The 12,887-nt window shown below is 39.0% G+C and carries 11 protein-coding genes and 1 pseudogene; 8 read left to right on the top strand and 4 right to left on the bottom strand.

Annotation, left to right across the window (positions count from 1 at the left end):
* Positions 1 to 7: 7 nt before the first annotated feature.
* Entirely contained in the window at positions 8 to 529 is a 522-nt protein-coding gene (locus AAEU32_RS04990; protein WP_421969429.1) for a hypothetical protein, read from the bottom strand.
* Positions 530 to 1,069: 540 nt separating this feature from the next.
* Between AAEU32_RS04990 and AAEU32_RS04985 the strand changes: the two genes are divergently transcribed.
* Entirely contained in the window at positions 1,070 to 3,280 is a 2,211-nt protein-coding gene (locus AAEU32_RS04985) for an ATP-binding protein (RefSeq protein ID WP_421969428.1), read from the top strand.
* Positions 3,281 to 4,393 carry a response regulator gene (locus AAEU32_RS04980; RefSeq protein WP_421969427.1) on the top strand — a complete coding sequence of 371 codons (1,113 nt, stop codon included), beginning with the start codon at positions 3,281 to 3,283 and terminating at the stop codon, positions 4,391 to 4,393.
* Between the two features lie 23 nt (positions 4,394 to 4,416).
* On the opposite strand, the gene AAEU32_RS04975 is transcribed toward AAEU32_RS04980, so the two are convergent.
* On the bottom strand, positions 4,417 to 5,955 hold the full coding sequence (locus AAEU32_RS04975; RefSeq protein ID WP_421969426.1) for a DNA cytosine methyltransferase: 1,539 nt from the start codon (positions 5,953 to 5,955) through the stop codon (positions 4,417 to 4,419).
* A gap of 236 nt (positions 5,956 to 6,191) precedes the next feature.
* Between AAEU32_RS04975 and AAEU32_RS04970 the strand changes: the two genes are divergently transcribed.
* Positions 6,192 to 6,677, top strand: coding sequence for a hypothetical protein (locus AAEU32_RS04970; RefSeq protein WP_347392005.1), 486 nt, complete (start codon positions 6,192 to 6,194; stop codon positions 6,675 to 6,677).
* A 434-nt stretch (positions 6,678 to 7,111) separates the two neighbouring features.
* Here AAEU32_RS04970 and AAEU32_RS04965 read toward each other — a convergent pair whose 3' ends face one another.
* Complete coding sequence (locus AAEU32_RS04965) at positions 7,112 to 7,330, bottom strand: hypothetical protein (RefSeq protein WP_421969425.1); 219 nt, start codon at positions 7,328 to 7,330, stop codon at positions 7,112 to 7,114.
* 195 nt (positions 7,331 to 7,525) lie between these two features.
* On the opposite strand from AAEU32_RS04965, the gene AAEU32_RS04960 reads away from it, so the two are divergent.
* Together AAEU32_RS04960 and AAEU32_RS04955 are read left to right on the top strand one after the other, a co-directional pair.
* Positions 7,526 to 8,185 carry a recombinase family protein gene (locus tag AAEU32_RS04960; RefSeq protein ID WP_421969424.1) on the top strand — a complete coding sequence of 220 codons (660 nt, stop codon included), beginning with the start codon at positions 7,526 to 7,528 and terminating at the stop codon, positions 8,183 to 8,185.
* 496 nt (positions 8,186 to 8,681) lie between these two features.
* Positions 8,682 to 9,083, top strand: coding sequence for a DUF6957 family protein (locus AAEU32_RS04955; protein ID WP_421969423.1), 402 nt, complete (start codon positions 8,682 to 8,684; stop codon positions 9,081 to 9,083).
* 18 nt (positions 9,084 to 9,101) lie between these two features.
* Here AAEU32_RS04955 and AAEU32_RS04950 read toward each other — a convergent pair whose 3' ends face one another.
* Positions 9,102 to 9,395, bottom strand: coding sequence for a hypothetical protein (locus AAEU32_RS04950; protein ID WP_421969422.1), 294 nt, complete (start codon positions 9,393 to 9,395; stop codon positions 9,102 to 9,104).
* A 247-nt stretch (positions 9,396 to 9,642) separates the two neighbouring features.
* Between AAEU32_RS04950 and AAEU32_RS04945 the strand changes: the two genes are divergently transcribed.
* From AAEU32_RS04945 to AAEU32_RS04935, 3 genes and pseudogenes are all read left to right on the top strand, one after another.
* The gene (locus tag AAEU32_RS04945; RefSeq protein WP_421969421.1) at positions 9,643 to 10,983 is read left to right on the top strand and encodes a HipA domain-containing protein; all 1,341 of its coding nucleotides are present in this window, start codon (positions 9,643 to 9,645) and stop codon (positions 10,981 to 10,983) included.
* Positions 10,976 to 11,254: a helix-turn-helix transcriptional regulator gene (locus tag AAEU32_RS04940; protein WP_421969420.1), complete on the top strand. Its 279-nt coding sequence runs from the start codon at positions 10,976 to 10,978 to the stop codon at positions 11,252 to 11,254. Before AAEU32_RS04945 ends, AAEU32_RS04940 begins: the two co-directional genes overlap by 8 nt.
* A 1,088-nt stretch (positions 11,255 to 12,342) precedes the next feature.
* A pseudogene (locus AAEU32_RS04935) lies at positions 12,343 to 12,887 on the top strand (transposase); the annotation flags it as partial.

Below are 12,887 nucleotides of genomic sequence, written 5' to 3'. Positions count from 1 at the left end.
TTAAAGGCTAAAATTCAGCTGCACTATTACTGAGATATGTAACGTCTATTTCTATGTCCTCTACCGCGGCAATAGTGCTTAATTGGTTCATTGTTTTATATAAATCCGTGCCGTTCTCGTATGCAAGTTGCCAAACGTTTGGGTTGAGTTTTTTGACCACAGCCGAGACAATTAAAGGATGGTTCGCGAGCATAGATGTATCTGTATTGCCCGCCAGTATGATCGTAATAGTGCCATTGACAACAGCCTCTTGATTTATAGCTAGGTCGTGTACACGCGAATTATGCGTTATGACTTCAGAAGACGACGTGAAAAACGTTTTGTTAAACTGATACTTTTTGGTTTGTACTGCCACGTCTTCCACTTTTTTAATGATATTTCGCCCCTCATCAACTGCGGAATCAGGTGCTATCTGAGATGGCTCTTGAACCACAGCCGCTTTTTCATCTTTGGAGGCATCTCCTTGTTCCTTGTCGCAACCGAAAAGAAAAGTGAGGCTCAATAGTGCAGCGATTAGCAACTTGTTCATATGAAATACCAGATTAGCGATTAAGTGATTTAATCTTGGCATAAGGCCTAGGTACTCGCTAGTGCGAACACTAAGCGTGCAAATCTATTTATTAAAAATAGGTTCAATTTAGTGGTGTTCGGATCGATACTCAAAAATGAGTTTGAGTAGGCTTTGATGAGAGATGGCTACTTGTGGGAAATTCTATATGAAAGGCGGGCTGAAATTTAGCATTTATACCCGCCTTAAAGTCATTCGAAGACGTGATTGTTATTCAATATTCTGGATCTCAACGAAGAACAATATCCAAAGCGCCTCTGTAGCCCAATAAGAGCAGGCCTTTCAGCAATGTCGTCTTGGCCAGACTAACACCGAACTACCACTCGCGCCACCACTTATCGTTATTTGTTGTAAACCCGTGAATATATTTCAATGAGCGCATATTTGAAATTCATTTCAGTTTTTACAGGCATCATAGTTTTAAGCTTAGGTACAACTATTCCAAATGAATAGCTGAAACTATATATTAGACAATATGTTAAGATAATTAGGGCTAAAAATATGGATGTTACCGCACATAAAATTAGACCAGCAGCTCGATTGCTAAGAACAGTAGGTCAAGATCTTGTTAAGGATGTATATGCCGCAATTGTCGAGTTGGTTAAGAACTCATACGATGCTGATTCAGAGGATGTGGTTGTAAGTTTTTCTTACGATAAAGTTGCTCAAACTTTAGTAGTTGACGTTGTCGATAAAGGTGATGGAATGTCTTTAGATACAGTTGTCAACAAGTGGCTTGTTCCTGCTACTAGCGACAAACTGATCCGCAAACGAAGTGCGAGAAATCGTGTTCTGCAGGGTAGAAAAGGTATTGGTAGGTTTGCTGCGTCAATTCTAGGTTCAAAAATAACCTTAGAAACCGTTCAAGGTGGCTATTTAACAAAACTCAATCTAGACATGGAAAAAGTAGAGTCATTCACATTCCTTGATGAGCTTGTGTTGGACGTGACACATGAGAAAACAACTCGTAGTGCAGGAACGTCAATCAAAATAGAAACGTTTAATCTAACAGAGGAAAAACTGCTAGAAATTTGGACACCAAAGCAATTTAAAAAGCTATTGCTTGAATTAAGAAGTTTGACTGCTCCCCAGGAGGTATTTGAATCTGCCCTAAAACAAGGGTTTAAAATTGAGTATGATCAATTTGATATTAAACTTCAATTTTATGATTTCCCTCTCAGCGAATATTCAAACAAGTTAATAAAAATAGAACCTTTTCCTGTACTAGATTTATTTGATTATCGAATTTCTGGAAAGGTATCGTCGAATGGCCATGTTTCTCTGTCGTATCAGAATCAAAACGTTCCTTCATTACAACCAGAACAAATAAATGTCCAAATACCTCTGAATAGGATAGAAGGGCAAGTTTACCCAGGGGAGCTCTATGTAGACATTAGGGCATATGACAGAGATCCTGACTCTATAACGAACATGATTGAGCGAGGCTTAAAAGATCCAGATACAGGTAGCTATGTTGGTAAAAATGAAGCTAGACGGATTTTAGACGAATATTATGGGGTGGGGATTTATAGGGAACAATTTAAAATTCGACCTTATGGAGATCAGGAATTTGACTGGCTTGACCTCGATAAAAAGAGGGTTCAAGACCCTTCCAGAAAGATAGGTCACAATCAGGTTATTGGCTTTGTATATGTTCGACACGAGGAACACTCAGGGTTAGAAGAAAAAAGTGCTAGAGATGGATTGATTGAAAACGGAGCATATTTTGGTTTAACCACAATATTGTCCACAATAATTAAACAGTTAGAAGTGCGCAGGTTTAGATATAGGGATAAAGCGCAAAAAGGTGGTAGAAGTAGCTCCATTGAAGATGATTTAACTTCTCTTTTTAATTTTGATAAGACGAAAGACCACATATCTTCTGAATTGGACCGTTTAAAAGTATCACCAGAATTACTGCCAGAAGTGAAGTCTTCGATATCAAAGATCCTGACAAATGAAGAGAACAAAAAAGCTAACTTAGAAAGAAAAATCAGAGACACAATAGCAGTTTATCAAGGCCAAGCCACTCTGGGTAAGATTACTCATGTCCTTTTGCACGAAGGAAGAAAGCATATTAAATACATCAACGAGACTGCACCTAGAGTTGCCAAGTGGATATCAAGGGTTATCAAAAGTCCAGACTCTGAATTAATTGAAAAAATAAATGACAGGAGTCGAAAAGTAGTAACTCACTCTAAAGGGCTGTCGTATCTTTTTAAAAAAATTGAGCCATTGGCAAGAACAAAGCGTAGCCCGAATAAGAAATTAAACCTAGTCAATGAACTTCATAATATTGGGGCCATATTTGAGTCAGACTTCACTAGCGCTAAAATTCAGTTTGAATTAAGAAATCATGGTGGGGGGGTATTTATTGAGTGCAACGAAGTGGACTTGATAACCGTGTTCTCGAACCTAATTGAAAACAGTATCTTTTGGATCTCTCAAAAAGCTGATGCAGAAAAAACTATCACCATTGACATCTATGCGGAAGGTAGTTCTGTCGAACTAGAGTACAAAGATTCTGGTCCAGGATTTCAAGGTGGTAATCTAGATTTAATGTTCGAACCTGGTTATAGCATGAAACCTGACGGTACAGGTCTCGGGTTGTCATTAGCAGGGGAGGCGATGAGTCGAATTGGTGGAAAGATTGAAGCTAAACACAGTACGCAAGGGGCTGTGTTTGACATTGTAATTAAAGGAACTAGTTAAATGACATGTAGTATTAAAATTCTTTTGGTCGAGGATCAAGATAGTCAAGTTGAAGCGTATCAAGATGCGGCAGATGAAATCTCAGAGCAATTCTCAAATTACAATATAGAGCTGGTACATGAAACTAATGCTGATGGTGCGATAGCGCTTTTGCAAGATGGTGATTTTGATGGTGCGATTGTTGACTTGAACTTGGACACTAGCACGCCGCAAGAAGCAGGCGGTAACCAAGTCATAGATGCTATTTATAATAAAAACCGATTCCCGGTTAAAGTAATATCCGGAAACTTGTCTCACTTAGGACAGGAATTTGTAGAAAAAGAGAGTCCCTTCTTGAAGTTCCACAGTAGGGAGGATATTGCAAATGAAGAAGTATTTAGGCAGTTTATTTCTCTATATGAAACGGGCATAACCAAAATACTGGGTAGAAAGGGAGAGTTAGAGTTGCGTTTAACGGAGGTGTTTTGGGAGCATCTGTCGAATGATATTGAAAATTGGGCAAGTGGCTCTGAAAAAGTGTTATTGCGTTATACGTTAAATCATTTGAACGAGTATATAGATCGTACATTAACTACGTATGACGAAAGGGAGTTCTATATTAAGCCACCTATCAAGAAGTACATCGCTACGGGAGATGTTGTTGAAAACGATAATGGTAAGTATTTAGTCATGTCACCAGCTTGCGATGTTGCTCCCAGAGATATAGTTGAAGGGCTTCCAGTTATAAACGCAAATAGAATCGTAATGTGTCCACTATTACCTGTTTCAAGGGAGCAATGGCTTGACAAGAAGTTAATCCAAGAAGGCACTGGAACAAGTAAATTAAGGGCTGCGTTAGAGAAAGTGATTAAGGGCCAAGATCCTAAATTTCATTTTTTACCTAATCATGGAGAGTTACATGCTTCAATATCTGACTTTCAAAATGTTGAAACTTGTACAATAGAAGAGTTTGTTACCTACAATCGTATCGCTACCGTTTCTGGGGAGTTTATGCGTGACATTCAGTCAAGGTTCTCAGCTTATATTGGAAGACAAGGGCAGCCAGATTTGAAGAAAAGTGAAATAGCAGGAAGTTTAGTCAGCAAGCTTGCCCCCCCACAAGCAACAAGTTAACTCTTGGACAAAAGTCAACATATTCAATTGTAAAGTAGTTCGAGAACTATCTTACCGATTTTGTGAGCTAGATACGGAGGCACAGCATTGCCAACCTGAACGTATTGCTGTGTCCTATTTCCCTCAAACAAATAATTATCGGGAAAAGTTTGAAGGCGGGCTGCCTCTCTTACAGTAAGGCTTCTACATTGCTGAGGGTCATAGTGAATAAAATAATGACCATCTTTCGATATGTGGCTTGTAACTGTAGTGGCAGGTTTATTTGCGGCCTGCGTTCTAAACCTATCAGCATGAGAGCCTGAATTCCAATTATCGTGTTCAGGCGCGAGTTCGACAGGGAAGTCTCTAGACTTGGGCGAAACACCGTCATTTAGTTTGGTAAAAGCAGCACTATATCCATAACGCAGTAAATCAGAGGTCATGTGGCCTCTTGTTTCATGATTAAGCACGTTGTTGGGTGCACAATCTAAGTACCACTCTTTAATATGGCTTGGTATTTTAGGCTTAACATTTGTTTTCTTTGAGGAAAAGCGAGTTAGGCCTTTAATTGGGGTAAGAGGTAGAGTAGAAACAGGTTTCTCTCCAAACCTTTTCGTAAGTAACTTCGTGATTATTTTTGAGTTATTTAAAATTTGTTTTTCCCAATCAGATTGAATATCTTTTTGTTTGGAAAATCCACTTCTAAGAGGTGGCAGATCCATAAGGACTTCTTCAACTGTTACTTGTTGCTGTAATTGCTCAATTGTTTGCGGTACACGACCTAAATCCTCTCTCACTCCCAATAAAATTACTCTATGTCTAGCTTGGGGAATACCGTAATTCTCGGCTCTGATCAAAAAGTCAGAAGAGTTTTTATATTGAGGATTATTAGGGTTTTCTGCTGGAGCAACCAAAGAAAAGATCTTATATCCCGCTACACCTTTAATCTTTGTGACTCTCCCTGGTTTTCTCAAGTCTTTTAGAATTTGAGGAAACATTACTTTGCCATTAACTTTTGCGGAAAGGATACCTCTAACATTTTCCATTACGAAAACATCAGGTTGAGCAATTGAGAGTACTTTTAAATATTCTAAATATAAGAAATTACGATGGTCTTTTTCAGCTTTATAATCTTCTATTCCTGCGTTGCGAGATCTTCCTGCAAGTGAGTAAGCTTGGCATGGAGGCCCACCAATGACTACTTTAGGTCCATTATGATTACTAATCAGCTTTTCGATACGGCTATGAATTAGTTTATTATCTTCACCAAGAGCTTTGGGGCCTTCTAATGTCTCATTTAGAGCAAGTGCAGATTGCTCCGGAAATTTTGCAAATAGCTCTTCGCGGGATAATTTTCCTTGTAAATATAGATTATAGTTTTCTATGCCCTTGGGCATCGTTCTGATTTTTCGAAAGAATGATCTGGTTGTTAAAGTTTTATGAGCCGATGGTTCTTTTTCTACAGATATACGAATATCGAAAGGTTTTTTACCATTTTTATCTGTCGTAGCAGAAATACCTTCACCCAAGCCACCTGGGCCTGCAAATAGGTCTATTACCAGAACTTTATCTTTCTTATTCAATCTTACTTACCACTTTGAAATGCCGAAGGTGATGATACCAGGGTGTAACATTTATAAAAAGCTAAACAACAGGGTTTCTAGATCAATAAGATATTCAGGTATTGCTACTTTATCTGTGTTCTTACGTTTAGACATGAGATAAGAGCTACTCTATTGGATTGTTAAAGCCCTGTTTTTTGACAAGTCTAAGAAGTAGCTGAATATGGTGTTCACGATAATTAGATAGGAAAAACATCATGTTAAGTTTCAAGCAAGAATATTATTTATCTCCTGTAGAGCAGCATCAACAGGCTTTAGTTACAAATCTTCAAAACGACATAATGTCGGAACCTGAATTCAAAACTTTAGTCAATAATCTCCAGGTAACCGACAGCGGTTTAGAAGCTGTTTTCGCCATGTCGTTAATTGACTTGAAGATTAAGCAGATGGGTGAGCATAACCGTAGTAACTATCAAGAGCTAGTTAATGACGCAGTGACAGCCATAACCGTTCTTAATGATGAGATTAATTACATTGTTGATATTGCGAAAGGGGAATTACCTGTTCAGGCGGTCATGCAGCCGATACTTGCTGTCACTACATTCTTATTGGGGGCATCTCCTATAGTTAGGTTTTGTGAAGACCGAGAGGAAAAAGAACTAATGATTCGAGTTGAGGAACTCATTAACTCCTTTCATAACACAATCAGAAAATCCGAAGAGCATAACCGAAAGCGTCATTAACTTGGATCTGCCCTGTTACTCAACTTTGCTTAACAGGGCGTTTTTATGGCATAAAAAAGCTACCTCTAACATCTCTGAGAAGCTTTAAACGCAAACTTATTTTTGTCTGCGGCATGGGTCGTTCTTACCCCGAGATTAAGTCGAAGCAAATCTGGCACCATCAATTAGCATCCAGAAAGCCCCTAAAATATTACTTTTTTAGATGGTTACTGACCCTCGACACTAACTGCGACTTAACCATCTCAAGGCGCAATTACTATTACTTCGACTAACCCACTTAAACTTTATTGGCTCTACACAATAAGCTGTGTAGCTAGGTGCACCTTTACCCTGAACATTTAAAACCCAACAGTCGGGTTTTTGTTCATCGCCGAACAAGTTGTGTGGTGAGCTGCATCTTTACCATACTCATTTAAAACTCAAGGGGGGTCTACTTAAACTACTATGAGTAGTAATAAAGAAGCTGTTCCTGCAAGAGTGATTGCTAAACTACTCAAGTATCCCTCATACCAAGGTTTAGAATGCAAAGCTTGGTTTGTCGCTGTAACATCTTGATAAATTCTCTGTCGCAGCAAGACGAAATCAACATCACGATATTTCATTTTATTTCTAGCTATGCGTTTTGCTCTAGCAAGTCTGTTCTTATCTTCCATTATGTAATTCCTTCGTGTGGCTGTATCTAGATTATGGAGCCAAAAGGAAATCTTGGTAAGGCCCATCAACCGCGTTTTTTAAGAATAAATCACACCATCTACTTTTTGACGAATATTCCCAAGCAGTCAATCTATAGATCTAAATACAAACACGCAAAACGAAGGTATTGCGCCTTTGTAACTCACAGGAATATTATGAATTTTATTGCTTACTATCGTGTATCTACTCAGCGACAAGGTCAAAGTGGGCTTGGACTAGAATCTCAACAGTCTGTGGTGATTGATTATATAAATCGACAAGAAGGATCATTGCTTTATCAATACACGGAAGTAGAGTCGGGCAAAAATAATAACCGGCCAGAATTGGCCAAAGCACTTCAACACTGTCAGCTAACCAACTCAACATTAATCGTTTCAAAGCTGGATAGGTTGTCTCGTGATTTGCATTTTTTAAGTTCAGTGATGCAAAGCAATATCAAGTTTATTTGTTGTGATCAGCCCAACTCAGGCCCATTGGTGTTACAAGTATTAGCGGCTGTCGCAGAAGAGGAACGAAGAGCAATCTCTACAAGGACAAAATTAGCTTTAACGGAAGCTAAAAAGAGAGGCGTGGAATTAGGTAACCCTAACTTTAATGAAGTCAGAAATACTTGTACCAGCAATGCTCATGCACAGTTTATGGCAAACACAAAAAAATACCGAGCGGCAATTTTACCAGTTATTGAAAATGTGAAAGCAGCAGGAACAACAACGTTAAAAGGCATTGCAGACGAACTAAACCGGCTAGGCTTTAAAAGCCGGACAGGTAAGCAGTTCTATCCCTCTACAGTACGGAGTTTGATAGGCACAGGCTAGGAGTCTGTAATTTATGAGTCTTGCCGCGACTATTAGGCGCGTTATACACATATTATTTGTTAGTGTACTTCATTAAGAGATAGTTGTTTGTTTTATAATCAGAAGATTAGCGCAGGAGTTAAGCTTTAAATCGATACCTGCCCTAAACATAAACTTTATATAATCAAAACTTGGTTACCTCTCTTTGTTTAATAATTTAAATTCAGCTCATTAGAGCCCTCGGGTAGATTTGGTGCCATGCAATAACTTAGGTACCTAGCAGTTAGCTAAACTGCCGCTCGATGCACACAAGAACATTTACTGCTCATATCCGTTTTACATGCCAGCGAGCTGTTATTACAAATGCAGCCATCCTTTCCACATACAAAATGAATCATCCATTTTTATAGAGTTCAAGACTGGAAGCCTTTTGCACACATTTAAATGCGAAGTGATTTTTTGACAGATTAGAGAGTGAGCTCAAGCTAGTCATAACTTTTAATAGCAAGAGATAGTTATGACTAATGAAATGAAACGAGAGATCGATAGGCTTGCAAGTGTTTTGTATAAGCCTGGAATATTAACGGACTTCGGCTGCTCAGAATCACAAATCGATTTGATGAAACAAAAGTGTGACCAATTTTCACCAGGTAAACCAATATGCGTGGTAAAGGACTGGGCTATATGGGACATTAAGCTACCACAATCTTTGCCTGACTTTGCTATATCGCTAATAAAGGCTGACTACATCATTTATGATGAACTAGGTAGATTTCCAGTTGGTGGCTGGGTGCGAACAACAGCAATACTCAGTATCCATGAGAATTGCATATTTACGACAAATAGCACCAGTTATATTTTGGTGGGAAGAGGCACTAGAAAGAGCGTTGAATATCAAGACATGATGAGGTTTTTCTAAACTTCAGAGCAAAGCAGGTTATCCCTGCTTTTTCTGCTCACCTTGAGCTTCTTCATCATGTTTAGGTCTTTTAGTAAAAAAGCGTTGATCAATGCATAGTGTCAGTAAATGATTGATGGACGCATCTGTATCCCTATTTTGAAAAATATCCATTGCATCTTGAAAGCTGATTTGCTTATCCAATAAGTGTTTTGCCCACGCGTCAGCTTGTGACTTTTTGATGCCAATCGACTCTAGCTCTTCACTGGATACTGCCTCTGTAACTATGAGTATTGCGATGGCAATACGCTGCACTTTCGTATAATTCTTCATAACCCATCCCCCTGTTTTGGTTATGAACAGCCTAAGTAATTTATATTGAGCTTATTGACCGAAACACTTAGAAAACCTATGTGTTTTTCAAATTGATAAACGGTAACAAAGTACTGATTAAGGTGCTGTATCGTGCAGTAACCGGTAGATTTCTACCGAAAATGATTGCTGTTTTGCAATGAAACGGTAGATTTCTACCGAAAAGTTGCTAATATTAATAACTAAACGGTAATAAACTACTGGGTGAATGATGCTAACAGTCACACTGCAATTGTTTAATCAAGGTCAATGGTGGGATGCTGCTACTTTGAGTTTCTCTGATGAGCGGCTCAGTGCAAGTTGCTCGCTGTACTATGAGAATGAGTATATTGCTAAGGTCGCTAGCTATGAGGTTAAAGATTGTTGGGCATGCTCAGTTAATGCGCCCATTAGCATTGTTCCTAAAGACTACCCTAATTGGCCTGCTTTATTAGATGATATCTTGCCAGTGGGTAAATCTCGAGATTGGTGGCTCAAGTATCTTAATACCAGTCGCTCAAACGAGTTTCAGCAAAATTACGCGCTGCTGACTCATGCTTGTATGTCGCCCGTTGGCAATTTACGAATAAAAGAGTCTGTACCGACAGAGAATAGTAGGGATCCTCGTCGCTTTCCCATTGAAGACGTTATTTCATTGCAATATGACTTCTTAGAGTATGCTAATGAACAAGGAGCTGCGGTTGGGGGAGCAACTGGGGCTGGTGGTGTCGCACCAAAACTATTACTCATGCTTGAAGATGACAGTGTTTACATTGACGGAGATTTTGCTGGAAAGCCATTGACGGCAACAGCATACTTAACAAAGTTTGCTAGAAATAAGCGTACAACTCGAGACAATAACATTCTTAAAGCTGAAGGTGTTTTTTATCAGGCTCTTACTGAGATCCTCCAAGGCACTAGCGTTAAAACAATCGAAGCCGATAAGTTAAGAATACTAGAAGACAAAGAAAGTGGCCAAGTCAGTTTATGGCTGCCGCGCTTTGATGTCGGATTTGAAAATGGAGTTGCTACAAGAATCGGTTTGGAGAGCATCTATTCAATCATCAATGCGGAGCCTGGCAGTTATCAAGGTCATTTTTATGTTATGGAGACAGTTTGGCGAAGGATTAATTCTGCAACTCAAATGACCAAAAGCGAATTTGCAAAGCAATATGTTGTTAGAGACTTTTTAAATCTTGTTTTTGGTAATTCAGATAATCACGGCCGTAACATTTCATTTTTAAAATTTGCTGGGGATATTCGTTTTGCTCCTATCTATGATTTTGCTCCGATGAAAGCAGATGAAGAAGGAGTAACCCGTTTATTCAAATGGGAACGAAATTGTGAGCTCCGCGGACAAGTGAACTTTTCAAACGTTGCAGAGCAACTTTCAGACTTTTGTGAGCCGGAAGAAATGATTTTATGTTTGAATCAACTGGCAGAAAAATTAATCGACCTGCCGGCGCGATTAGCAAAGTTAAATTGCCCTGATGAAATATTAAATTTTCCTGCGATTGGATTTAGCAACATAAAAAATAAATTAGTAGAAATGGGAGTTTATGATGGCTAGTTTGTCTGGTGAACAGCGAAAAGAAATGCTTGCGAAGCTGGAAAATGATGTTGCCAACAATGTAATCTCCATTGGTGAATTAGTTAAGCAAGTTCGCACACAATTGTATGGTATGACACAAACTCAATATGCAAAGTTTATTAAGGTGTCTGACAAAACCCTCAGAGATATTGAAAAAGGCAATACAGATCCTAGAGTCTCAGTATTGAATAAAATTTTAGCTCCAGGAGGTTTTCAGCTATCAGTTCGTGTGCTTCGGCGTGAGATTTAATTTTTTCATAACCTAGATTGAAGAGCTTAAGGAGAGAAGATGCCAATTGTCACCATCTCAGTATTTCTGATAAGTGTATTAGTGCTGACTATTGCATTCTTGCTTTTATATAAACGTAAGTAAGTTCTTATCTTGATTGACCAATATGTCAGTTGGAATTTTTTGCACGTTATGAAAATCAGTTCATCGTTGTGTAGGGTTGGTCTTCCCCATCAAAAGAGCTTGATGCATAGTCTTATTTTATGTCCGAAGTTTGGTCCCCTTAGGTTGTTAAGTAAAAGAGTTATTAGGTCTGCATATTATTCCTCGCAGGAAAACAGTTTTCCTGCAATAGGGCACTGCTTTTAAATTGAAGAGTTTTCTGCGAGGTATTGCAGAAACAACTTCGAGCTAGTGACGAGTACATTGGTTTAAACTGGAAGTTGATACATAAAACCCTGCCATACCTTGCAGGGTTGTGACGTGGTGCTTTGAGCATGTATTAATACCTGAACCTCATTGTGCAAGGTATTGCAGGATATGATGTCATAGCACTTCCAGACCAATTGTAAATTTGGTCAGAATGATTCGATTCTTCTATTGCTTTCATCGCTAAATATTGCTCGATTACTTCAGGACTCCATAAATTTTTTTTGCCCACTTTGCGATCCGGCTTGGGAAATTTTCCTAATTTCATCTGCTTATAAAGCCAAGACTTTTTGTACCGAAGTATTTTCAATACTTCATTCAACGTCAACGATGGCTCTACTCGTTCAAATGGTGTCTTCATTTTTTAAAGCTTCTTCTTTTACTTTTTCTCTCAGAGTTGTGATTAGGTTTGAGATAGCTGATGCGGCCTCTTTTCTTTCATCGTATAAGTGAAGTGGATCGTGCATGTAGAGCCAAGAGGAATGTGTAATGTAAGATTCTGCTACCTCGTTCTTTATTTTTAAAGCACTCAGCAGCGTCCGAGTAGTGTGTCTGAGTTCATGTACAACAAATTTTAAATCACCCGCGATGCGGTCAATGAATTTATTTACCGTTGTATGATCTTCCCTCAAACAACTAGACATCTTTTATTTTGAAAATGAAGTAAGATAGAAGGTGTTATGAGAAATAAATATCCGCAAGAATTTAAAGACGAAGCAGTTCGCCAGGTTATCGAGCATGGCTACGCGATCAAAGATGTGGCCAACCGATTGGGGATCACTGATAAATCCCTTTATAACTGGGTCAACAAGGCCAAAAAAACGCCAAAGCAGAACAAAGAAAGCGAAGAGTTAAAACGGTTAAAGGCCGAGCTCAAGCGCGTTACAGAAGAGCGTGACATATTAAAGGAGGCCGCCGCGTTCTTTGCAAGCGAGTCAAGGAAAAGTACGCGTTCATAAAATCTCGGCTCGACAAATGGAAAGTCACTCGCATGTGCTCTGTGTTAAACGTTCATCGCAGTGGGTTTTATGCTTGGTTAAATGAACCTGAGTCTCCTCGGGCAGTTGAAAACAAGCAACTCACCAAAGAGATCACAGAAGCCTTTATCGAGTCTGGCGGTGTTTATGGTAGCCCTCGCATTACAGCTCAACTGAAGCGTAATGGTACTCATGTTGGCGAAAACCGGGTAGCTCGTTTGATGAAGCTGGCTAAGCTCAAAGCGAAC

Origin of the sequence: Pseudoalteromonas maris (genome assembly GCF_049257235.1) — a bacterium.
Classification (GTDB): domain Bacteria; phylum Pseudomonadota; class Gammaproteobacteria; order Enterobacterales; family Alteromonadaceae; genus Pseudoalteromonas.
This window is presented reverse-complemented; position numbering and strand designations above follow the sequence as displayed.